The organism is Burkholderia sp. KL41, assembly GCF_057005415.2.
Genome location: NZ_CM174446.1, coordinates 1095985 through 1118413, shown reverse-complemented (window position 1 = coordinate 1118413; position 22429 = coordinate 1095985). Strand labels below are relative to the sequence as shown.

24 protein-coding genes and 4 tRNA genes are annotated in these 22429 nt (G+C 65.8%); 15 read left to right on the top strand and 13 right to left on the bottom strand.

Annotated elements, in window-relative coordinates; all coding sequences use genetic code 11:
- Positions 1-7: 7 nt before the first annotated feature.
- Both PQB87_RS05325 and PQB87_RS05320 read right to left on the bottom strand, forming a co-directional pair.
- Positions 8-1147: an exonuclease domain-containing protein gene (locus tag PQB87_RS05325; protein WP_111940404.1), complete on the bottom strand. Its 1140-nt coding sequence runs from the start codon at positions 1145-1147 to the stop codon at positions 8-10.
- 141 nt (positions 1148-1288) lie between these two features.
- Entirely contained in the window at positions 1289-1492 is a 204-nt protein-coding gene (locus PQB87_RS05320; RefSeq protein WP_011351289.1) for a cold-shock protein, read from the bottom strand.
- A 399-nt stretch (positions 1493-1891) separates the two neighbouring features.
- Between PQB87_RS05320 and PQB87_RS05315 the strand changes: the two genes are divergently transcribed.
- Together PQB87_RS05315 and PQB87_RS05310 are read left to right on the top strand one after the other, a co-directional pair.
- The gene (locus tag PQB87_RS05315; RefSeq protein WP_027788099.1) at positions 1892-2158 is read left to right on the top strand and encodes a hypothetical protein; all 267 of its coding nucleotides are present in this window, start codon (positions 1892-1894) and stop codon (positions 2156-2158) included.
- A gap of 499 nt (positions 2159-2657) precedes the next feature.
- The gene (locus PQB87_RS05310) at positions 2658-3803 is read left to right on the top strand and encodes a porin (RefSeq protein WP_059685587.1); all 1146 of its coding nucleotides are present in this window, start codon (positions 2658-2660) and stop codon (positions 3801-3803) included.
- Between the two features lie 83 nt (positions 3804-3886).
- Here the strand turns inward: PQB87_RS05310 and greB are convergent, their stop codons facing one another.
- The gene (greB, locus tag PQB87_RS05305; protein WP_021163929.1) at positions 3887-4450 is read right to left on the bottom strand and encodes a transcription elongation factor GreB; all 564 of its coding nucleotides are present in this window, start codon (positions 4448-4450) and stop codon (positions 3887-3889) included.
- 129 nt (positions 4451-4579) lie between these two features.
- Between greB and PQB87_RS05300 the strand changes: the two genes are divergently transcribed.
- The 3 genes from PQB87_RS05300 to PQB87_RS05290 all read left to right on the top strand — a co-directional run bounded on the left by PQB87_RS05300 (position 4580) and on the right by PQB87_RS05290 (position 4936).
- Positions 4580-4656: transfer RNA gene (locus PQB87_RS05300), tRNA-Arg, on the top strand.
- Between the two features lie 66 nt (positions 4657-4722).
- Positions 4723-4799, top strand: a tRNA-Arg gene (locus PQB87_RS05295).
- A gap of 60 nt (positions 4800-4859) precedes the next feature.
- Positions 4860-4936 (top strand) — tRNA-Arg (locus PQB87_RS05290).
- Positions 4937-5123: 187 nt separating this feature from the next.
- Here the strand turns inward: PQB87_RS05290 and PQB87_RS05285 are convergent.
- The 4 genes from PQB87_RS05285 to PQB87_RS05270 all read right to left on the bottom strand — a co-directional run bounded on the left by PQB87_RS05285 (position 5124) and on the right by PQB87_RS05270 (position 9511).
- On the bottom strand, positions 5124-7490 hold the full coding sequence (locus tag PQB87_RS05285; protein WP_021164124.1) for a RelA/SpoT family protein: 2367 nt from the start codon (positions 7488-7490) through the stop codon (positions 5124-5126).
- Positions 7491-7553: 63 nt separating this feature from the next.
- Positions 7554-7757: a DNA-directed RNA polymerase subunit omega gene (rpoZ, locus tag PQB87_RS05280; RefSeq protein ID WP_006025620.1), complete on the bottom strand. Its 204-nt coding sequence runs from the start codon at positions 7755-7757 to the stop codon at positions 7554-7556.
- A gap of 58 nt (positions 7758-7815) precedes the next feature.
- Positions 7816-8499 carry a guanylate kinase gene (gene gmk, locus PQB87_RS05275; protein ID WP_060060678.1) on the bottom strand — a complete coding sequence of 228 codons (684 nt, stop codon included), beginning with the start codon at positions 8497-8499 and terminating at the stop codon, positions 7816-7818.
- 88 nt (positions 8500-8587) lie between these two features.
- Positions 8588-9511, bottom strand: a complete 924-nt coding sequence (locus tag PQB87_RS05270) for a YicC/YloC family endoribonuclease (RefSeq protein ID WP_021164126.1) — start codon at positions 9509-9511, stop codon at positions 8588-8590.
- Between the two features lie 173 nt (positions 9512-9684).
- Here PQB87_RS05270 and rph point away from each other — a divergent pair, with 173 nt between their 5' ends.
- The 9 genes from rph to PQB87_RS05225 all read left to right on the top strand — a co-directional run bounded on the left by rph (position 9685) and on the right by PQB87_RS05225 (position 16205).
- Complete coding sequence (rph, locus tag PQB87_RS05265) at positions 9685-10416, top strand: ribonuclease PH (protein ID WP_059695881.1); 732 nt, start codon at positions 9685-9687, stop codon at positions 10414-10416.
- A gap of 1 nt (position 10417) precedes the next feature.
- A complete protein-coding gene (rdgB, locus tag PQB87_RS05260) occupies positions 10418-11044 on the top strand; it encodes an RdgB/HAM1 family non-canonical purine NTP pyrophosphatase (protein WP_021164128.1) in 627 nt (208 codons plus the stop codon).
- Between the two features lie 34 nt (positions 11045-11078).
- Complete coding sequence (hemW, locus tag PQB87_RS05255) at positions 11079-12293, top strand: radical SAM family heme chaperone HemW (protein WP_059498438.1); 1215 nt, start codon at positions 11079-11081, stop codon at positions 12291-12293.
- A 44-nt stretch (positions 12294-12337) separates the two neighbouring features.
- Positions 12338-12425, top strand: a tRNA-Ser gene (locus tag PQB87_RS05250).
- Positions 12426-12567: 142 nt separating this feature from the next.
- Positions 12568-12963 carry a hypothetical protein gene (locus PQB87_RS05245; protein WP_027788107.1) on the top strand — a complete coding sequence of 132 codons (396 nt, stop codon included), beginning with the start codon at positions 12568-12570 and terminating at the stop codon, positions 12961-12963.
- A gap of 233 nt (positions 12964-13196) precedes the next feature.
- Complete coding sequence (locus PQB87_RS05240; RefSeq protein ID WP_027788108.1) at positions 13197-13490, top strand: hypothetical protein; 294 nt, start codon at positions 13197-13199, stop codon at positions 13488-13490.
- A 334-nt stretch (positions 13491-13824) separates the two neighbouring features.
- Entirely contained in the window at positions 13825-14316 is a 492-nt protein-coding gene (locus PQB87_RS05235) for an energy transducer TonB family protein (protein WP_059685594.1), read from the top strand.
- 294 nt (positions 14317-14610) lie between these two features.
- Complete coding sequence (locus tag PQB87_RS05230; protein WP_021164135.1) at positions 14611-15921, top strand: MFS transporter; 1311 nt, start codon at positions 14611-14613, stop codon at positions 15919-15921.
- A gap of 104 nt (positions 15922-16025) precedes the next feature.
- On the top strand, positions 16026-16205 hold the full coding sequence (locus PQB87_RS05225; RefSeq protein ID WP_021164136.1) for a hypothetical protein: 180 nt from the start codon (positions 16026-16028) through the stop codon (positions 16203-16205).
- A 19-nt stretch (positions 16206-16224) separates the two neighbouring features.
- On the opposite strand, the gene waaC is transcribed toward PQB87_RS05225, so the two are convergent.
- On the bottom strand, positions 16225-17223 hold the full coding sequence (waaC, locus tag PQB87_RS05220; RefSeq protein WP_489242655.1) for a lipopolysaccharide heptosyltransferase I: 999 nt from the start codon (positions 17221-17223) through the stop codon (positions 16225-16227).
- Between the two features lie 170 nt (positions 17224-17393).
- On the opposite strand from waaC, the gene PQB87_RS05215 reads away from it, so the two are divergent.
- The gene (locus PQB87_RS05215; protein ID WP_111940476.1) at positions 17394-18953 is read left to right on the top strand and encodes a chloride channel protein; all 1560 of its coding nucleotides are present in this window, start codon (positions 17394-17396) and stop codon (positions 18951-18953) included.
- 116 nt (positions 18954-19069) lie between these two features.
- Here the strand turns inward: PQB87_RS05215 and PQB87_RS05210 are convergent, their stop codons facing one another.
- The 5 genes from PQB87_RS05210 to PQB87_RS05190 all read right to left on the bottom strand — a co-directional run bounded on the left by PQB87_RS05210 (position 19070) and on the right by PQB87_RS05190 (position 22343).
- The gene (locus tag PQB87_RS05210) at positions 19070-19471 is read right to left on the bottom strand and encodes a YXWGXW repeat-containing protein (RefSeq protein WP_059485255.1); all 402 of its coding nucleotides are present in this window, start codon (positions 19469-19471) and stop codon (positions 19070-19072) included.
- A gap of 160 nt (positions 19472-19631) precedes the next feature.
- Positions 19632-19886 (bottom strand): cell division topological specificity factor MinE, encoded by a 255-nt coding sequence (gene minE, locus PQB87_RS05205; protein ID WP_006486661.1) that lies wholly within the window; start codon positions 19884-19886, stop codon positions 19632-19634.
- A 12-nt stretch (positions 19887-19898) separates the two neighbouring features.
- Positions 19899-20714, bottom strand: coding sequence for a septum site-determining protein MinD (minD, locus tag PQB87_RS05200; protein WP_042978309.1), 816 nt, complete (start codon positions 20712-20714; stop codon positions 19899-19901).
- Between the two features lie 59 nt (positions 20715-20773).
- Positions 20774-21553: a septum site-determining protein MinC gene (gene minC, locus PQB87_RS05195; RefSeq protein WP_048024177.1), complete on the bottom strand. Its 780-nt coding sequence runs from the start codon at positions 21551-21553 to the stop codon at positions 20774-20776.
- A gap of 169 nt (positions 21554-21722) precedes the next feature.
- Positions 21723-22343, bottom strand: coding sequence for a GNAT family N-acetyltransferase (locus tag PQB87_RS05190; protein ID WP_226214401.1), 621 nt, complete (start codon positions 22341-22343; stop codon positions 21723-21725).
- Positions 22344-22429: the final 86 nt, after the last annotated feature.

The window sequence follows — 22429 nt, the reverse complement described above, 5'->3', positions numbered from 1 at the left end:
CGCCGGGTCAGCCCGCTTGGCCCGCAGGCGTGAGCGCGGCGAGCGGAATCAGTTGCAGGCCGCGCGCGAGATGCGTCTGCAGCAGGCGGTGGGTGAAGGGTTCGAATGCGCCGGCCGCCCCGTCGGCCGCGAGCCGCGCGGCCGCGTCGAGCGATTCCGCGACGCCGAGATAGCGCCAGCCATCGATCACATGAAACAGGCGGCGCTCGCCGCTCGCCTCGAACGCAACGGCGCCTTCGAACGGCCAGGGTGCATTGCCGACACGGGCCGTGTCGGCCGCAGGGCGCCGGTTGTACGACGGACGCAGCCCGGCGATCCATTGCGCTTCCGCAAGCATCGCCCCCAGTTCGTTACCCGTCTCGCGCCATTCAACGCGCCGTACCTGCTGCGCAAGCCGCATTTCCTTCGACGACCGACGCTCTCCCGTCAACAACGCGCGCAGCCGCTGCCGCACGCGTACGCTGCGGCCGACGTACAGTGGCGCGTCGCCCTCCCCGAACAGTGCGTACGCGCCGCACCCGGCCGGCGCGGTATCGAGCCAGGCTTCGGTCAGGTCGCCGCCCAGACGGAAGTGGCGCGTCGTGCGCGCGATCTGGTCGCGCAGCCGCTCGAGCGGCACGATGTCGTGCAACTGGCGCCAGAACTGCCACAGGAGATCGGCATCCGCCAGCGCCCGGTGGCGCGCAGCCGGCACGAGGCCGTGGCGCTCGATCAACGCGTCGAGCCCGTGCCGCGTTTCACGCGGGAACAGCGCACGCGACAGCCGCACCGTACATAGCACGTCGGGATTGAACGCGAACCCGGCGCGCTCGAATTCGGCCCGCAGGAAGCCGCGGTCGAAGCTCGCGTTGTGCGCGACGAAAAGCTTGCCGTCGAGCCGCTCGAACAAGGCCGGCGCCAGCGATGCGAACGACGGCGCGTCGCGCACCATCTCGTCCGAAATACCCGTCAGTTGCTGGATGAACGGCGGAATCGACTGTGCCGGATTGACGAGCGTCGTCCACGTCGACACGCCGAGCGGGCCGATTTCGACCACACCGATTTCGGTGATGCGGTGTTCGGCGGGCGAGCCGCCCGTGGTTTCAAGGTCGACGAAAACGAGCGGCTGTTCGCTGGCCGGATCGGACGGACGGGGGAAATCGGACATGAAAAGACTGGAAAACGATGCTTCCGTGAGTATGCACCGGCATCCCCGTTCGCGGCCAGCCCGAACCGTATTGTTCCGTCCCCGGAAAATGAAAAGCCCCCGCCATGCGGGGGCCGGACGTGATCGGCAATGCGTGGCGCGTCAGACCGCCTGGATATTCGCTGCCTGCTTGCCTTTCGGCCCGACTTTCACGTCGAACGAAACACGCTGGTTTTCCTTCAGCGTCTTGAAGCCGTCCATCTTGATTTCGGAAAAGTGCGCAAACAAATCTTCACCACCATTGTCCGACGTAATAAAGCCGAAACCTTTAGCATCGTTAAACCATTTCACGATACCGGTATCCATGTCTTCGTTCCCCACTCGATTAGATCAAAAAAGCTATTTTTATAGCCGTTTCCCGAAATCCCGAAACATCGCGCCAGCAACTGCACCAGCACCAGCACGCCGCCCGAGGACGGAGTGCTGACTTTATAAATTGGACAATCCGGGTGCGTCAAGAAAATTTTTGATGATCGTTTTATCAAAAAAGTGCTAATGCCATTGGAATCGGTACACCATCGCCTTTTATTAATTGATTCGAGTCAAAAACCTGTCAACATTACCGGGGTGGGAGTTCCGATAATCTCGACCCTGAAATTTCTACCGGGGACAAATCGCCTCGGTAAAATCCTCGGGTTTTTTCCGGGTTGCAGAAATGCGGGGACATTGCGATGCTCACCCAATGCCGGAAGGAAGGAGAAGGTCATGTGGCTGGACGGAATCAAGCGCTTCGCGAGCCGACTCGGGCGCGTACGCCGCAAGTCCCGCGCTCTGGCAGAGTCCGCGCGCGAAGCGCCGTGCGACACCGAGTTCGATACGACCTGGCACGGCGATCACTGGCAGAACCTGCTTGCATCGCCTCTCGATGCCCGTCACTACGTGATGGAAGACTGGACATACACGCCGCCCCCGAACGAAGCCAAGGAGGCCGCGCCTGCGGCCAAGCGCAAGCGGCGCTCGTACACGCAGTAGTGCGCAGCGGCGGGGCAAAAAAAAAGCGCGACTGGGAAGTCGCGCCGACAAAGGTTTGGAGATCTTTTCCGTCAACGAAAAAGTCTGCTTCGGAAAGCAGAGATCGCAGTATAGCGAGAGAACAACCTTTCATTATCCATGCTCCACACAAACCTCTATTGCCGATGTGTCAATAATCGCGCTATGACCGCCGTCGCCTGCCGCTGATTACCTGTCGCGATCGCGCAACGCCCGTTACGCAGTCCTGAGCGCCATTTTCTTTCGCTGCATCGCCGCAAACCCTTGCTGGACAACCGTTTGCCCTACCTCCACGATCTTTGCGGATTCCAAAATATATTATTGCTTAAAGCACGCCCCCTCCCCGCTCCACGCACTCCTTACACTGCAGATGGCTTTTTGAAAAGCGCACCGCCGCTCTGCCGGATCGGCCGCAGCGTCAAGCAAAACATGCCAGTCCGCAGCAGGTTCGATCGACATCATCCTGTTTGGAGACAGATCCATGAAAAAAACTCTGATCGTCACCGCGTTGTCGGGTGTATTCGTTACGGCAGCCCATGCCCAGAGCAGCGTGACGCTCTATGGCCTGATCGACGCCGGCATCACCTACACGAACAATCAGCGCGGCCACAGCGCCTGGCAGGAAACCAGCGGTTCGGTCAACGGCAGCCGCTGGGGCTTGCGCGGCACCGAAGATCTCGGCGGCGGCCTGAAAGCGATCTTCACGCTGGAAAATGGTTTCGGCATCAATAACGGCGCGCTGAAGCAGAACGGCCGCGAATTCGGCCGGCAAGCGTTTGTCGGCCTCGCACACAACAGCTACGGTTCGCTGACGCTGGGCCGGCAGTACGACAGCGTCGTCGACTATCTCGGGCCGCTGTCGCTGACCGGCACCCAGTACGGCGGCACGCAGTTCGCCCACCCGTTCGACAACGACAACCTGAACAACTCGTTCCGGATCAACAACTCGGTCAAATATCAGAGCGCGAACTACGGCGGCCTCAAGTTCGGTGCGTTGTACGGGTTCTCGAACTCGACGTCTTTCGCGAACAACCGCGCCTATAGCGGCGGCGTGTCGTACAGCTACCTGGGCTTCAACTTCGCCGCGGCCTACTTGCAGTTGAACAGCGACGTGAACGCGCTCGCGCAGGCAGCGACCGATCCGGGCGCGGTGACCGGCGACTGGACCTTCGCCTCGCGCGTGCAACGCACCTGGGGTGCCGGCCTGAACTACGGGTTCGGCCCGGCCACGGTCGGCTTCGTCTTCACGCAGACGCGCCTCACCGGCATCCGTGCAATCAGCGCGGGGCAGTCCGGCGTGTCAGGTGGCATCACGGGCCTCGGCGGAACCGCGCGCTTCAGCAACTACGAACTCAACGGCCGCTACGCGCTGACGCCGGCGCTGTCGCTTGCCGGCTCCTACACGTACACGCAGGGCCGCCTGGCCGGCGACAAGCCGACCTGGCACCAGTTCAACCTGCAAGCCGACTATGCGCTGTCGAAGCGCACCGACGTCTACCTGCAGGGCGAGTTCCAGAAGGTCAACAACGACGGCCTCGACCTCGGCGCCAACATCAACGGGCTGGGCGCCGCGTCATCGACCAACAAGCAGATCGCGGTCACGGCCGGCATGCGCCATCGCTTCTGAACGACCGGCCCATTCGCTGCGCGCCGGATGACGAAGCGCCCCGTCGGGGCGCTTTTTCTTTGCCGGACTGCGCCGGGTATCGCTCAGGCGTTGTCGCGCGGCGGGTAGCGAACGTCGAGCACGTCGATCGGCTGCGGGCCGGCCGGCGTCATCAGCATGACGGTATCGCCGATCTTCGCCTTGATCAGCGCACGCGCGACCGGGGAAATCCAGCTGACGCAGCCGCGATCCAGATCGACCTCGTCGATCCCGACGATCGTGATCGTATGATCTTCGCCGTCCGGCGTCTCGTAATCGACCGTTGCACCGAAAAACACCTGGTCGACATTCTCCTGCCGGCTCGCATCGACGACTTCGGCAAGATCGAGCCGCTTCGTCAGGAAGCGGATGCGGCGATCGATCTCGCGAAGCCGCCGCTTGCCGTAGATGTAGTCGCCGTTTTCCGACCGGTCGCCGTTCGATGCGGCCCAGGACACGAGCCGCACGACCTCGGGACGCTCGACGTCGATCAGGTTCAGCAGTTCGTCCCTCAGCCGCTTGTGGCCGGCCGGCGTGATGTAGTTCTTCGCGCCCGCCGGAATCGCCGGCTGGGCCTGGTCGAGATCGTCGTCGTCGCCGTCCGACTCTTTGACAAACGCCTTGTTCATGATGCAGATTCAACGTGGATGACTGATGCTCCAAGGGTACACGATGGGGGCCCCGGCAAGGCCGCGCAGAACAATTCGCGAATAAGGCTTCCCTTTTTATACAACCCTGCTATAATTTCGCTTCTGCGTGCGGCTGTAGCTCAGTTGGATAGAGTACTTGGCTACGAACCAAGGGGTCGTGGGTTCGAATCCTGCCAGCCGCGCCACTTTTTCGAGGGCCTTCCGAACCGAAGGCCCTTTCAGTTCGAAGCAGTAGAAGTTTTGTTTTGCGTGCGGCTGTAGCTCAGTTGGATAGAGTACTTGGCTACGAACCAAGGGGTCGTGGGTTCGAATCCTGCCAGCCGCGCCACTTTTTTGGGGGCCTTCCCATCGCAGAAGGTTCCGACAGTCAAGCAGTACCGTTTTGCGTGCGGCTGTAGCTCAGTTGGATAGAGTACTTGGCTACGAACCAAGGGGTCGTGGGTTCGAATCCTGCCAGCCGCGCCACCTTAAAAGGGCTTTCCTCCGGGAAAGCCCTTTTTCTTTTCCGCCTCCCCTTCCCTTGCTCACGACACGGCCCGGTTACAGGCGCCCTTGCCCAGCCACGCCGCACGTTCGCCCTTCGTGCCGCACAAATGAAAACGGCGGCCATATTGGCCGCCGTCGATCAATCGCCCGCTCGTGCCGGCAAGCTTCAATAATCCTGCCGCTCGCGCTCGATCCGCATGCCGCCGTCATGGCGCGCGTGCGCGCCGTCGTCGGTCGAACGCTCGCGCATGATCCGCATCACGTCCGGATTGGTCCGCACGCGCCGCATCACGTTCGCAAGATGCACGCGGTCGCTGACCTGGATCACGAAGCGCAGTACCGTCGATTCGTGTGTCAGATCCTCGTCCATCGCGATATGCACGATGTTCGCGTCGGCCGACGTGATGTCCGCCGCCACGCGCGCAAAGATGCCCTTGGTGTTCTTCACGAGCGCCTTCACCGCGACATCGAACAGGCGGCCCGGCTGCGGCGCCCATTCGACGTCGATCCAGCGGCCCGGATCGCGGCGATGAATCCGCTGCGCCACGCGGCAATCGGTCGTATGAATCGCCATCCCCAAGCCGATGCCGATGTAGCCCATGATCGCGTCGCCCGGAATCGGCCGGCAGCACGCGGACAACTGCACCGACATCCCCTCGGTGCCGGTAATCACGACCGGCGGCGCATGGTGCGCGGGATGCCGCTCGGACTTCGGCAGATCGTCGTCCGCGTCGCGGCCGCTCATCAGCACCTCGATGCGCTTTGCCATCACCGCGGCAACGCGACGGCCGAGGCCGATGTCCGCGAAGATTTCCTGACGGCTCTTGTTGCCCGTCCACTGCACGAGCTTCTCCCACACCTCCGGCTCGACATCGGCCAGCGCGAGACCATAGCCTTTCAGGCTCTGGTCGACCAGCCGCTCGCCAAGCTGCACCGACTCGTTCAGGCGCATCGTCTTCAGGTAGTGACGGATCGCCGAGCGCGCCTTGCCGGTACGCACGAAGCCGAGCCATGCGGGGTTCGGCTTCGAATACGGCGCGGTGATCACCTCGACGATGTCGCCGCTCTTCAGCTCGGTGCGCAGCGGCAGCAGCTCGTTGTTGATCTTCACGGCCACGCACTGGTTGCCGAGATCGCTGTGGATCGAATACGCGAAATCGAGCGCCGTCGCGCCGCGCGGCAGCGCCATGATCTTCGACTTCGGCGTGAACACGTAGACCGCGTCGGGGAACAGGTCGATCTTCACGTGCTCGAGGAATTCGCTCGAATCGCCGGCTTCGCTCTGGATGTCGAGCAACGACTTCAGCCACTGGTGGGCGCGCTTCTGCACGTCACTGAGATCGGCGCTGCCGTTCTTGTACAGCCAGTGCGCGGCGACCCCCGCCTCGGCAATCTCATGCATCTTGCGCGTGCGCACCTGGAACTCGATCGGCGCGCCGAACGGACCGACGAGCGTCGTGTGCAGCGACTGATAGCCGTTGATCTTCGGGATCGCGATGTAGTCCTTGAACTTGCCGGGCACGGGCTTGTACAACGCGTGCAGCGCGCCGATGCACGTGTAGCAGTCGAGCGGGCTGTCGACGACGACGCGAAAACCGTAAACGTCGAGCACCTGCGAGAACGACAGCTGCTTGTCGCGCATCTTGCGGTACACGCTGTAGATGGTCTTTTCGCGGCCGGTGATCTCGGCGTCGATCTTCGCGTCGGCCATCGCGCGCTGCGCGGCCTCGAGAATCTTGCTGATCACTTCGCGGCGGTTGCCGCGCGCCGCCTTGACGGCCTTCTCGAGCGTCGCGTAGCGATGCGGGTTGAAGTTCGCGAAGCTCATGTCCTGCAGCTCGCGATACGTGTTGTTCAACCCGAGGCGGTGCGCGATCGGCGCGTAGATATCGAGCGTCTCGCGCGCGACGCGGCGGCGCTTTTCCATCGGCACCGCGCCGAGCGTGCGCATGTTGTGCAGGCGGTCGGCGAGCTTGACGAGAATGACGCGCACGTCGCGTGCCATCGCGAGCAGCATCTTGCGGAAGTTTTCCGCCTGCGCTTCCTCGCGACTGCGGAACTCCATCTTGTCGAGCTTCGACAGGCCGTCAACCAGTTCGGCAACCTTCGGGCCGAACCGTTCGGCCAGCTCGCTCTTGGTCACGCCCTGGTCTTCCATCACGTCGTGCAGGAGCGCTGCCATGACGGCCTGCGCGTCGAGCTTCCAGCCGGCACAGATTTCCGCGACGGCGACGGGATGGGTGATGTAGGGTTCGCCGCTCTGGCGATATTGACCGAGGTGGGCTTCGTCGCTGAAGTGGAACGCCGCCTTGACCTCTTTGATTTCTTCCGGAGCGAGATACTCGGCCAGCACGGCCGTCAGTTTCGCGATCGAAACGACGCCGTGCTTGCGCGGCTGCTCCGGTGTGGCGGTCGGCCCGAACAGATGCCGGAAGGACTGTTCGAGGACCGCGTCGATGTACTGGCGCGCAGGCGACTGGGCCGTGGCTTCGGTGGTCGAATCCGCGGAGGCGGACGATGGGGTGGTGCTCATATTCGCCTCCAGGTCGAGTCGTTGCGCGCGTGGATTACATGGCTGGAACGGGCCGGATGCGCGTTACACCGGCACCTTCTTCAGCATCTCGACGCCGACCTGGCCGGCAGCGATTTCGCGCAGCGCGACGACGGTCGGCTTGTCACGGCTTTCGATCTTCGGCGTATGGCCTTGCGCGAGCTGCCGCGCGCGATAGGTGGCGGCGAGCGCCAGTTCGAAGCGGTTCGGGATTTGCTTCAGGCAGTCTTCGACGGTAATGCGAGCCATGTTGGTAATTCCTTCTGAATATAGTCCTTATTCTACCTTATGTCCCTCGTCCCCCGCGTCATTCCGCGTGGGGCAGATGGATGCCGAGCTCGATGAACAGCTCCGTGTGTCGCGCGTACTGCGAAGCAAAGCGCAGGCGCGTAGCCGCGACGATGCATTCGAGCTCCGCGAGCGCACGCTCGAAATTCTCGTTGATCACCACGTATTCCGCTTCCGACGCGTGCGCGATCTCGCTGCCGGCGGCGAGCAGGCGACGCGTGATCACGTTCGGTTCGTCCTGGCCGCGCTTCTTCAGGCGCTCCTCGAGCGCGTCGAGCGACGGCGGCAGGATGAAGATGCCGACCGCGTTGCGGAACTGCTTCTTCACCTGCAGCGCGCCCTGCCAGTCGATCTCAAGCAGCACGTCGTGGCCGTTCTTCATCTGCTCTTCGATCCAGACGCGCGACGTGCCGTAGTAGTTGCCGTGCACTTCCGCGCTCTCGAGGAATTCGTGCGCCGCGTGACGCGCGCGGAAATCCTCGACCGTCGTGAAGTGATAGTGCCGGCCGTCCTGCTCGCCCGGACGCGGCTTGCGCGTCGTGTACGAGATCGACAGGCAGATGTCGTTGTCCTTCGACAGCAGCGCATTCACGAGCGTCGACTTGCCGGCGCCCGACGGCGCGACGACCATGAACAGGTTGCCGGGATAGACGCCGCCGTGCAGCGAATGCGATGCGTGGGCGTCGCGATGGGAATCGGTCATGACAGCCTCCGCCGGGCCGCCCCAAGGAGGCTGGCCGCCCCCTCGAGGGGCAGCGAACATAGTGAGCGTGGGGGTCGTTTCATCTCTTTTACTCCAGGTTTTGCACTTGCTCGCGCATCTGCTCGATCAACAGCTTGAGCGCCATCGATGCGTCGGCCAGTTCCTTCGCCGCCGCCTTCGAGCCGAGCGTGTTTGCTTCTCGATTCAGTTCCTGCATCATGAAGTCGAGACGCTTGCCGACGCGGCCGCCCTTCTCGATCACATGGCGCGTTTCGTTCAGGTGCGCGGTGAGACGCGACAGCTCTTCCGCGATGTCGATCCGGATCCCGTACATCGTCACTTCCTGACGAATGCGCTCCGCGGCTTCCTCGCGCGTGACGATCGTCGCGCCGCCTTCGGGCGCCGCGATCCCGAGCGCTTCCTGCAGCCGTTCGACGATCTTCTGCTGATGCTTCGCGATCAGCTCCGGCACGAGCGGCGTGATGCGCGCGACGATCGCTTCCATCTCGGTGACGTTCGACAGCAGCATCGTCGCCAGTTGCGCGCCTTCGCGCGAACGCACGACGACGAGCTCGCCGATCGCTTCCTTGCCGCACGCGAGCACCGCGTCGCGGATCGCTTCCGCCGACACGCCGCTTTCGGCGATCACGCCGGGCCAGCGCAGGATCTCGCCCGCGCGCAGGCGGCCGACGCCCGGGAACGTGTCCAGCACCGAGCGCTCGAGCTCGGCGAGCTGGCCGAGCGCCGACTGGTTCAGCGCGCCGGCGCCGATGCTCTGCTCGCCGCGCTGCAGGTTGATGCGGATGTCGACCTTGCCGCGCGACAGCTTGTTCATCAGCATTTCGCGCAGCGCGGGTTCGCACGCGCGCACGTCGTCCGGCATCCGGAAATTCAGGTCGAGGAAGCGCGAGTTCACGGTGCGCAGTTCGACCGACACGCTGGTGCCGCCGTTACCGGTGGCCGTCGCGAGTTCGCGCGTCGCGCTCGCGTAGCCCGTCATGCTGTAGATCATGGTTCGTCTCGCCGTCTGGGTGCCCTCGCGGGCGGGGATATGTCGAGGCGCCCGGCGCATCGGAAAGCGCGGGGCGGGAAGCGCGCATTATCCCATTTTTGGGAACCACCCCGCCGGGCAAGCCCGCCGTTCGGCGCTAAAATCGGGGTTTCCTCTCGTTCCGCGATTCCCACATGACGTCCTCCGTTTCCCGCCCGAGCGGCCGCCGCGCCGACGAACTGCGCAAGGTCGCCCTCACGCGCCACTACACGAAACACGCCGAAGGCTCGGTGCTGGTCGAATTCGGCGACACCAAGGTGCTCTGCACCGCGAGCGTCTCCGAACGCGTGCCCGATTTCCTGCGCGACCGCGGGCAAGGCTGGCTGACCGCCGAATACGGCATGCTGCCACGCGCGACGCACACGCGCAGCGACCGCGAAGCCGCACGCGGCAAGCAGACCGGCCGCACGCAGGAAATTCAGCGCCTGATCGGCCGCGCGCTGCGCGCCGTGTTCGACCTCGAGGCGCTCGGCCCGCGCACGATCCACATCGACTGCGACGTGATCCAGGCCGACGGCGGCACGCGCACGGCGAGCATCACCGGCGCGTTCGTCGCCGCACACGACGCCGTGTCGACGCTGATCGCGGCCGGCAAGCTCACGCGCTCGCCGATCACCGACCACGTCGCCGCGATCTCGGTCGGCGTGTACGAAGGCGCGCCCGTGCTCGACCTCGATTACGCGGAAGATTCGCGCTGCGATACCGACATGAACGTCGTGATGACGGGCGCCGGCGGCTTCGTCGAAGTCCAGGGCACGGCGGAAGGCGTGCCGTTCTCGCGCGCCGAGATGAACGCGCTGCTCGACCTCGCGCAAGGCGGGATCGCCGAACTCGTGCAGCTTCAGAAAGACGTGCTGGGCGCCTGACATGCCGGACGACCACACCATCGCGCCGCTGTCGCGCATCGTCCTCGCGTCGAACAACGCCGGCAAGCTGCGCGAATTCACCGCGCTGTTCTCGACGGTCGGCATCGAGATCGTCCCGCAGGGCGACCTCGCGGTGCCCGAGGCGGACGAGCCGTTCGGCACCTTCATCGAGAACGCGCTGACGAAGGCGCGTCACGCGTCGCGGCTCACCGGGCTGCCGGCGATCGCCGACGATTCGGGCCTGTGCGTGCGCGTGCTGCGCGGCGCGCCGGGCGTCTATTCGGCGCGCTATGCGCAGCGCGCGGGCCGCGACAAGGGCGATGCGGCGAACAACGCGTATCTCGTCGAGCAGCTGCGCGGCGTCGACGACCGGCGCGCATACTACTGCTGCGTGCTCGCGCTCGTGCGCCATGCGGACGACCCCGAGCCGCTGTTCGCCGAAGGGCGCTGGGCGGGCGAGATCGTCGATACCCCGCGCGGCGAGCACGGATTCGGCTATGACCCGTATTTCTATCTGCCTTCGCTCGGCGCGACGGCCGCCGAACTCGAACCGGCCGTGAAGAACACGCACAGCCACCGTGCGCTGGCGCTGAAGGCGCTGCTGGCGCGGCTCGCGGAGGAAGCATGAGCATGCCCGATACCCCTTCGCTGCGGGAGGTTGCATGAGCCAGGCCGCGGAAACCGGCGCACGCGTCGTCGCGACCTTCACGTCGCCCGGCCAGGTGCGGCTCACGTCGCTGCCGCCGCTCGCGCTGTACGTGCATTTCCCGTGGTGCGTACGCAAGTGCCCGTACTGCGATTTCAACTCGCACGAGTGGAAAGGCGAACGGTTTCCGGAAACCGAATATCTCGACGCGCTGCGCGCCGATCTCGAGCAGGCGCTGCCGCTCGTGTGGGGCCGGCAGGTGCATACGGTGTTCATCGGCGGCGGCACGCCGAGCCTGCTGTCGGCCGCCGGCCTCGACCGGCTGCTGTCCGACGTACGCGCGCTGCTGCCGCTCGACGCCGATGCCGAGATCACGCTCGAGGCGAATCCGGGCACGTTCGAGGCCGCGAAGTTCGCGCAGTTCCGCGCGAGCGGCGTGAACCGCCTGTCGGTCGGCATCCAGAGCTTCAACGAAACGCACCTGAAGGCGCTCGGCCGGATTCACGACACCGCGCAGGCGCGCGCGGCCGTCGAGATCGCCGCGAAGAACTTCGACAACTTCAACCTCGACCTGATGTTCGCGCTGCCGAACCAGACGCTCGACGAATGCCGTACCGACATCGAAACCGCACTTTCGTACGCGCCGCCGCATCTGTCGCTGTATCACCTGACGCTCGAGCCGAATACGCTGTTCGCGAAGTTCCCGCCGGTCGTCCCCGACGACGACGCGTCGGCCGACATGCAGGAATGGATTCACGCACGTACGGCCGAGGCCGGCTACGGGCGCTACGAAGTGTCCGCGTATGCGAAGCCGAATCATCAGTGCAAGCACAACCTGAACTACTGGCGTTTCGGCGACTATCTCGGGATCGGTGCGGGCGCGCACACGAAGCTGTCGTTCCCGAACCGGATCCTGCGGCAGGCACGCTACAAGCATCCGGCGACCTTCATCGAGCAGGCGATGGCCGGCACGGCCGTGCAGGAAGAGCGTGAAGTCGGCGCGCGCGACCTGCCGTTCGAGTTCATGCTGAACACGCTGCGGCTCGTCGAGGGCTTCCCCGTGCACAGCTTCGCCGAGCGCACCGGCCTGCCGATGAGCACGATCGAGCCGGCACTGCAGGAAGCGGAACGGCGCGGGCTGATCGCACGCGATTTCGCGCAGATCGCGCCGACGCCGCTCGGCCAGCGTTTCCTCAACGACCTGCAGGAATTGTTCCTGCGCGACGATTGAGGGCATGAAGATCGCGGCATTTCGGTTACAATGCCGCCTCGTGTGGAAGCGTGGCCGAGCGGTTTAAGGCACCGGTCTTGAAAACCGGCGACGGGAAACTGTCCGTGAGTTCGAATCTCACCGCTTCCGCCAGGAAGTTTGCCAAACCCCGTCCATTCAGCGAATGACGGGTTTTTTTGTTGGTTCCCGTACGGCTTTCCCCCACGTTCCGACGCGTCCCGCCGGATGCCGTTACAATCCGGCGCTCCGATTCGCGAAACGGGAAACCCTCGTCATGAAGCCCCTCATCGTCTCGTCGCTCGTCGCCTTGCTCGCGGCCGTCAGCACGCACGCGGCAGCCGACACCGCGTCCGGCAGCGACGCGCAAGCGTCGTGCGCGATCGCATACGTGTCCGGCGTCGGCGGCTCGCCGCGCGGCCTGAGCGAATACCTCGCGAGCCCGTCGCCGTACAACTACCTGAAAGACAACGACCTCCAGTGCAAGGTGGGTGACGACGGACGCACGTCGAACTGCACCGGCGTGACCTATCTGCGCAACGAACAGGTGAGCGTGTACGACGATTCCGATCCGGCGACGCTCACCGTCGTGGCACGCGTGGAGCTCGACCACGGCCAGAAATACCCGGTGATCATCGTCGTGCAGCGCAAGGACGCCCGCTGCAAACAATGATGCAGCGCCGCGCACGAACCCGTTCGTCGAAACGGCACGTGCGTTCGCGCCGGGTTCTCGCGCGGCATCCGAGCCACCGGCACGGGCAGCAGCCCGTCATCGCGCCGCAGCGCGCCGGAAGCCTCCCGGCCAGCCGCTCGATCACCTAGAATTCGATCAACACGGCGACACGACCGCCGCCGCGTACTCGATGCCGCGCGCGCCACCCCTGCGTGCGGTACACGGAGATCGCCATGACCGAACTGTCGATACCGACGGAACACGTCGATTACGAAGGCTTCGAGGTCCATGTCGTGCCGGCTGCCGTGCCCGGCAGCGACACGCGCTACACCTACACCGGCTACGTATGCCATCCCGGCGCGAATCCCGCGTTACCCGGCCACGCGGTACCGTTCCATGCGGACGGCGAGGAAAGCTTCGCAAGCCTCGATGAAGCCGTCCACGAAGCCGTGCATGTCGGCAAGAGCATCATCGACGGCACGCACCCCGACCTGTCGGTCCTGTCACTCGTCACGCACGGTTTCTGAACCGGGCGGCACGCGTCGCTGACGATTGCGCGGGCATCCGCCGCGGTGCAGCCCGCGACAACCGATGCGCGCTGCCGAACCGTCGCCAAGCGCCTGCGCGCCGGTCGCGTTCCTCGCCTTGCTTTCAACCGTGCAACACGCGCGCCGGGATACGCACGTGCAACAGCCGCGCGAGCGTGCCGTCACATGTCACGTCACATCGCGATACGCGGGCGCACGCTGCCTCGCCATCAGCGATCGCGACACCCGGCATCGCCCGTTATGTGTTTCTCCCGATGCCGGCTCGCGCCCGTGCACCTATCATTTTTTTATAGTCACTTCTGGCTAGCCTCCCATGCGCCCCCTTTCCCGTTCGCGCGTCGACCGGCTGCGTGCAGTTGCACTGGCCGTCGTCGCCATGCTCGCGGCGTGCACGATCACGCCGCCTCCGTCGCTGCACTCGATCCTGACGATTCCGTCGATCACACGCAGTGGCAGCCTCGACCAATACCGCGTCGAAATCGCGCAGCGTGTCGCCGAACGCAATCCGTCCGGCATGCTGCACGGCACGCCGCAGGCCATGCTCCGTTCGCTCGTCGTCGTGGCCTTCACCGTCGATGGCAGCGGCCGGCTCGTCAACGCGTCCGTCTATCGCAGCAACGGCGACAGCGAAGCGGAAGCGCTCGCGCTCGCGTCGCTGCGCCGCTCGGCACCGCTGCCGCCGCCACCGTCGCGACTGCTCGACGGCAACGGCCGGCTCGAAATGATGGAAGGCTGGCTCTTCAACGACGACGGCCATTTTCAGTTGCAAAGCACCGCGTCGGCGCAGGCGCAATCGATCGACTGACCGGCCCGCCGCACCGCGATTGCCGGTGCGCGGCAGCGCTGGCTATAATTTTCCGCAATCGCGCGGCCATCACGCCGCGCGCGCGTTCGTGCGCCCCACCCGGCATGCGAGCCGACCACGCCGGCACCGGGCGGCGGCGACGTACCCGTCTCCATCGTCGACCGGCGGGTGACGTCCGCGCCACGGCGCGCGTCCACGCCGCTACCGCATCATCCGCTCGGCTGCCCCCGGCAGGCGTCCGCCTGTCCGACCGCACACCCAGCCGACCGCCCTAACGACAAAACGGAGACATCCATGTCCGCATCCCCCCCGACCGTTGCACACGCAACCGGTTCGGCCGGCGCCGTCAGCCACCGGCGCATCGTGTTCGCGAGCTTCATCGGCACCGCGATCGAGTTCTACGATTTCTATGTGTACGCAACGGCTGCCGCGCTCGTCATCGGCCCCGTATTCTTTCCGCACGGCTCCGCAACCGCACAGGCGCTGTCCGCATTCGTCACGTTCGGCATCGCATTCATCGCGCGCCCGATCGGCTCGTTCCTGTTCGGGCACTTCGGCGACCGCATCGGGCGCAAATCGACGCTCGTCGCGTCGCTGCTCGTGATGGGCGTATCCACCACCGCAATCGGCTTCGTGCCCGGCTACGACGCGATCGGCACGCTCGCGCCGGTGCTGCTGTGCGTGCTGCGCTTCGGCCAGGGGATCGGCCTCGGCGGCGAATGGGGCGGCGCCGCGCTGCTCGCGACCGAGCATGCGCCGCAGGGCAAGCGCGGCTGGTTCGGCATGTTCCCGCAGCTCGGGCCCTCGGTCGGCTTCCTGATGTCGAACGGCCTGTTCTTCGCGCTCGCGTTGTCGCTGTCGGACGAGCAGTTCCGCAGCTGGGGCTGGCGCATCCCGTTCCTGGTCAGCGCGGTGCTCGTCGCGCTCGGCCTGTACGTGCGACTCAAGATCACCGAAACGCCCGCGTTCCAGGCCGCGCTCGATCGCAACGAGCGCGTACGCGTGCCGGTCGCGACCCTCGTCACGCAACACTGGCAGCCGACGCTGCTCGGCGCGCTCGCGATGGTCGTCTGCTACACGCTGTTCTACATCTCGACGGTGTTTTCGCTGTCGTACGGCGTGTCGGCGCTGCATATTCCGCGCCAGAGCTTCCTCGGCCTGCTGTGTTTCGCGGTCGTGTTCATGGGACTCGCGACGCCGCTGTCCGCGTGGGCATCCGATCGCTTCGGCCGCAAACCGGTGCTGGTCGTGGGCGCGATCGCCGCACTGCTGTCGGGTTTCGCGATGGAACCGCTGCTCGGCAGCGGCTCGATGCCGCTCGTCGCGCTGTTCCTGACGATCGAGCTGTTCCTGATGGGCGTGACGTTCGCGCCGATGGGCGCGCTGCTGCCGGAACTGTTCCCGACCAACGTCCGCTATACGGGCGCGGGGGTCGCGTACAACCTCGGCGGGATCCTCGGCGCGTCGATCGCGCCGTACATCGCGCAACTGCTGGCGGCGCGCGGTGGGCTGTCGTGGGTCGGCGGGTATGTATCGGTTGCGGCGGCCATCAGCCTGATCGGTGTGCTGCTGATGCGCGAAACGCGCGACGCGTCGCTCGTCTGATGCTCCGGGGCGACCCGGGTTGTGCGGAGGCCGGCGCTGCCTATACTCGATCCTGGGTGCGCCGCCGCGCGCCCCCGGGATCCCGCCTCGAAGGAGCCGCCGCCATGAACATCCGCCTCGGCAATGCCGATCTCGTCCTGATCCTCGCGCTTGCGCTCGGTGGCGCGCTCCTGCTCGCGCTGCGCTTCCGGCCGAAGACGTGGCGCGGCCTCGTGTTCGAGGCGCTGCTGGCGAACCTGGCGGCGATCGCCGCCGTCGTCACGGTCGAGGCGCTACTCGCCTGAACCGGCCCGCCCCGCTTCGTCAGGCGGTCAGTCGCGCGTGCAGCGCGCCGTAGGCCGGGCAGACCGCATCGATCGCGTCCAGCGCCTCCTCGACCGACGGCACCGTGCCCGGCTCGCCGATGGACAGGGCATTCGGCGCGCCGCCGATCCCGCAATGGTGTCGCGACGTCGCGACGAAGATCATCACGGTCGGCCGCTGCAACGCGTGCGCCATGTGCACGAACCCCGTATCGACCCCCACCACGAGCGCAGCCCGGCCAAGCGCCGCGCCGAGTTCGCGCACCGTCATCGCGGGCAGCACGACCGCCCCCGGCGCGCGCGCGGCGATGTCCTGCGCGTCGTCGTGCTCGGCAGCCGATCCCCACGGCAACAGCACGCGCACGCCGCGCGCCATCATCTGCGTGGCGAGCGCGGCCCAGTGGTCGGCCGGCCATTTCTTGTCGGGGTTGGACGTCGCATGGAACAACAGCATGAACGGTGCGCCGTCGGTCACGGCCGTCGGCAGGTTCGCATCCTGCGGCGGAACGATGCCGTACATGGCGACACCCTCGGGCGCGTAACCGAGCGCCTCGCCGGCGCTCACGCGCATCCCGTGCCACGCATCGCAATCCGGCCGCGGGCCGAAGCGATGCGAATACGCGAAGCGTGCGCCCGTTTCGCCGAGATCCTGCGTCTGGTAGCCGATGCGGCGCGCGGCGCGCGCCAGCACCGAAATGATCGCGCTCTTGTAGACGCCGTGCAGGTCGATCACCGCATCGTAGCGGTGCGCCCGCAGCGCGCTGATCGACGCCGAGATCGCCTTCAGGTCGCCGCGATTGCGCATCTTCTTGAAACGGCGCAGCGGCGCGCAAAGGACATGGCTGACGCCCGGATGCCAGCGCACGACCTCCGCGCACGATTCGTCCACCGCCCAGTCGACCGTTACGCCGGGAAAGGCGCGATGCAGATCCGCCACGACAGGCAGCGTCTGGACGACGTCGCCGAGCGACGTCACTTTCACGATGAGGATGCGTTTCACGTTTGCGGGGAAGAGCGAGCCATTTGGGGATGCTAACGACGGATACCCGCCGCGAACATTACTCCTGAATTACATTTGCAACGAAATGCTACAAGCTTGCGAAACCCTGTCGCCCACTGTGCGACCCCGGTTCCTTTTTATAATGTGTCCTTTGCCCGATGGCCCCGCCGATGCCACGCCCCGCTCTTGCCGCCCTTCCCGCCCTGTTTCCCGCCCTCACCCGTCGCTCGTTGAGAATCTGGCGCCAGTACGGCGTTTTCTGGCTCGGCGCGATCGTCGTCGGCCTCGCGGCCGTGCTCTACGCGCGACTGATCGACTGGGGCTATGAAAGCTTCCGCACGATGCGCGATCACGCCGCGTGGCTGCCGCTGCTGCTGACGCCGGCAATCGCCGCGGTGTCGGTATGGATCACGCGCCGCTTCTTCCGCGGCGCCGAGGGCAGCGGCATCCCGCAGGTGATCGCGACGCTGCACGCGCGCCCGAGCGCGTTCGGCTCCCGGCTGCTGACGCTGCGCATCCTGTTCGGCAAGGTGCTGGTGTCGTTCCTCGGCATCCTGGGCGGCTTCACGATCGGCCGCGAAGGGCCGACCGTGCAGGTCGGCGCGGCGCTGATGTTCAACCTGCGGCGCTTCTACCCGCGCTCGAACGCGCAGATCGAACGCCAACTGGTGCTCGCCGGCGCGGCGGCCGGGCTGTCGGCCGCGTTCAATACGCCGCTCGCCGGGATCGTATTCGCGATCGAGGAGCTGACGCGCAGCTTCTCCGCGCGCGCCAGCGGCGTGCTGATCACCGCGATCATACTCGCCGGCGTCGTCGCGCTCGGCCTGAACGGCAACTACACGTATTTCGGTACGATCGATGCCGGCCCCCATTTCCCGAAACTGCTGGCGCTCGCCGTGCTGGTCACCGCGATCGTGACCGGGATCGCGGGCGGGCTGTTCTGCTGGCTGCTGCTCAACACGGGGCGCTGGCTGCCCGCGCGGCTGCTGGGCCTGTATCGCGAGCGGCCGATCGCGTTCGCCGCGCTGTGCGGATTCGCGATCGCCGTCGTCGGCCTCGTATCGGGCGGCACGACCTTCGGCAGCGGCTATGCCGAAGCACGCGGCCTGCTCGACGGCAGCCAGCATCTGTCGGTGTTCTACCCGTTCCTGAAAATGGTGTCGATGGTCGCGTCGTACCTGCCGGGCATCCCCGGCGGGATCTTCGCCCCGTCGCTGTCGATCGGCGCAGGGTTCGGCAACCTGCTGCACATCGTGTTCAGCAACATGAGCCTGCCGATGCTGATCGCGCTCGCGATGGTGGGCTACATGGCGGCCGTCACGCAGTCGCCGATCACGTCGTTCGTGATCGTGATGGAGATGATCAACGGCCACGCGCTCGTGATTTCGCTGATGGCCACCGCGTTGGTGTCGAGCCGCGTATCGCGCTTCTTCGCGCCGCCGCTCTACGAAACGCTCGCGCTGCGCTATCTCGCGCCGCCCGTCGCGGCCGCGGAACCGGCTGCGGCAGCCGCGGCGAGCGCGACGGTGGCAACCGGCGTCACCGAGCCGCAGGATGCGGCCGCCGCGCCCGCCGACCCGCTCGACACGCTGCGCGACGAAGGTGGTGAAGTGCCGCCCGCCACCGCGCCGACCGAAGGCGCCGCCAATGCGCCGGCGCCGCACGACGACGAGCCGGCCGCGGCCGGGACGAACGGCGCGGCGCAGCCCGGCCCGCGCGACGCTCAGTAGATCACGACGGGTGCCGGCCGGTAGTACACGGGCCGCGCCGGCACGACGATGCACCCGGCCAGCGTGATCGCGACGAGCGCGATGGCGATTGCGGTTCTTCTCATCGCCCGCCTCCATCACGCCCAGTGGCCACGGGTCCAGAACCAGTTCGGACCGCGCTGGTCCCAATGGCCCGGCACCCATTGCATGCCGACGCGCTCGGCCTCCCAGTGGCCGCCGATCCACACGTAGCGGCCATGCTCCCAGTGCCAGTGCCCGCGATCCCACACATAGCCCACGCGTGCGGACGGCACGACCTCGTAGCGCACCGGCGGCGGCGCATTCGGCGCGACGATGACGACTTCCTCGGTGCGCACGGCGACCGGCTCGGCGACAACCACGCGGCCCTGCGGCGCGATCACCGGTGTGCCGACGAGAATCTCGTCCGCATGCGCGGCAAGCGGCGCGACGACGGCTGACAGGCTCGCGGCAAGCAGGGCGAGCGAAACGATACGACGTTGAACAGTAGAGACAGCCATCACAACCTCCAGGTTGAACAAGTTACGCGAGCGTATTCGTTCAATGCGGGAGAACCGATAACGGCCGACAGGCGCTGTGTTACGGCGTGCCCGAAAGTGCAACAGGGCGTAAGACGCGCACGGCGGCGAGTGCCGCCGTGCGGAGGGACACAGGTAGCACTCAGGCCTGCGGGATCTCGATCTTCACTTCGAGGACTTCGAGATCGTCCTGGCGCTCGAGGCTCACGCGGATGTCATCGTTCGAAATATGGACGTACTTCGAGATGACCGCGACCAGCTCCTTCTGCAGCGCCGGCAGGTAATCGGCCGGCGGGCGGCCGCCGACGCGCTCGTGCGCGATGATGAGCTGCAGGCGCTCCTTCGCGACCGATGCGGACTTCTTCTTCTCACCGAGGAGAAACGAAAGGATGGACATTGGCGGCCTCCGTTACTTGCTGCCGAAGAGGCGCTGCAGCAGGCCCGGCTTCTGGTAATCGGTGAAGCGCAGCGGCTTGTCTTCACCGAGGAAGCGCGCGACGACGTCCTTGTACGCTTCCGCCACGTCGGTGCCGTCGATATGCACGGCCGGCAGGCCCTGGTTCGACGCATGCAGGACGGCTTCCGACTCGGGCACCACGCCGATCAGCTTGATGCGCAGGATCTCGCTGATGTCCTCGAGCGACAGCATCTCGCCTTCGCTGACGCGCTTCGGGCTGTAGCGCGTGATCAGCAGGTGTTCCTTGATCGGATCCTTGCCTTCGGTCGCACGCTTCGTCTTCGACGACAAGATGCCGAGAATGCGGTCGGAGTCGCGCACCGACGACACTTCCGGGTTCGTGACGATCAGCGCTTCATCCGCGAAGTACATCGCGTGCAGCGCGCCCGCCTCGATGCCGGCCGGCGAATCGCAGACGATGTATTCGAAGTCCATCGCGGCGAGGTCGTTCAGCACCTTCTCGACGCCTTCGCGCGTGAGCGCATCCTTGTCGCGCGTCTGCGACGCCGGCAGGATGAACAGGTTCTCGCACTTCTTGTCCTTGATCAGCGCCTGGTTCAGGTTCGCTTCGCCCTGGATCACGTTCACGAGGTCGTACACCACGCGGCGCTCGCAGCCCATGATGAGATCGAGGTTGCGCAGGCCGACGTCGAAGTCGATCACGGCCGTCTTGTGGCCGCGCAGCGCGAGACCGGACGCAAAGCTCGCGCTCGTCGTCGTCTTGCCCACGCCGCCCTTGCCCGAGGTCACCACGATGATTTTTGCCATTTACCCAATACCCTGTGTTCGTCAATGAGAGCCGATCGATCCGGAGCGCACCGCGTGTATTACGTCAGGCGCAGCGGTTCGATCATCAGTTTTTCCTCTTCGAGCCGGATCTGCACCGCTTTCCCCAGTACATCGGCGGGCAACGGGTTCTCGGTTGTCCGATAGATACCCGCGATCGAAATCAGTTCCGGCTCGAGACACGTGCAGAAAATGCGCGCGTCGTGATTGCCGTGCACGCCCGCGAGTGCGCGGCCGCGCAACGGCGCGTAGATGTGGATATTGCCTTCCGCGATGATCTCCGCGCCGTGACTGACCGGCGCGAGCACCACGAGGTCTCCTTTCGCGTAAATCTGCTGCCCCGAACGCAACGGCCGGTCGATCACGAGCGTCTGGCCGCCCGGCTGGTTCGACACCGGCACCGGCTCGGACGCCTGCTCGGGCGCCACCGCGGCTGCCGCGGCGACGACGGCCTCGGCGACCGGCGACGCTTCCGCGCCCTCGGCCGGTTTCGCGGCCGGCACGCGGCGATCGCGCGCCTCGAGCAACGGCAGGCCGGCTTCCCCCGCCCAGCCCTGCGTGGCCAGCGCGACGACACCCACCGGGCGCATCCGCACGTCGTTCAGCATCTGGCGGATGTCCGCCAGCGCGACGCGTTCGCCGTCCGCCAGGCGGCGGACGTCGATCGCGACGACATCGTCGGCGAAAAACTCGGGAGTCGCTTCGAAGCGCTTGACCAGTTCGGTACGCAACGCATCGAGATCGGTCGTCTTCACGGTGAACAGCAACGTATCGACCGATCCGCTGCGCAGCTCGAAGAATGGCGATTTTTTAAGCGACATGGACACTCTGCAAAAATTTTTTGCGTATTTTACAGGCGTCCACGCGCGCGGCCATTATTTTTGGGGAACCGGGTTGCGGCGCACCGGGCGGGCGCGCAACCGGAAAGCGGGCTGGCAAGCGGGCGACCGGACCTTCATCGCGCCGCGCGGCCCGCGTTCTGACGTCGCGTCAGTGCTTCACCTGCGACACGTACAGCGATTTCATCGCGCCGGGCATCCGCGCGATCGGCGCGTGTTCGCCGGTGTTGCCGAAACCCGCGCGCTCGTAGAAGCGGATCGCGTTGCGGTTCGCATCGGCAATCCACGCGTAGACGTCCTGGGCGCCGCGCTCGGCGAGCCAGGCGGTGGCCGTCTCCAGCAGCAGCACGCCGCCGCGCAGATGGCGCACCGCGTGCGCGACCCACAGCTCGCTGACGAACGCACGCCGATCGGGCGTATTGTCGAAATACGCGCCGATCATGCCGGCCGGATGGCCTTCGGTATACAGCAGGAAAGTCGTCGACTCGTCGGACACGGCGCGCTGCGCGGCGATCGCCGACGCTGCGTCCGTTTCGACGTTCAGCAATTCGGCCTCCGGCGCTTCGCCGGGCGCGTAGGGCTCGCGCAGCGATGCAGCGCGGAGTTCGCGATACACGCCGCCCTGGTCGGCAACGATACGACGAACGGTCAAGGTCGAACTCATGCAGGCACAGCCCCCTTCGGACAGCAAGCTATTAGCTTCAACCGAAAGCGGGGCATGAGTCAAATCGTAATTTTCAAATGGCGGCGCGAATCGAAAGGCGGCAGGCACTGCGGGCGGCCATGCGGCGAGCCCGTGTGCAGGTGCAGCATCGGCGCATCGATGCGGCAACCGGACGACCTCCGCGACGGCTTCAT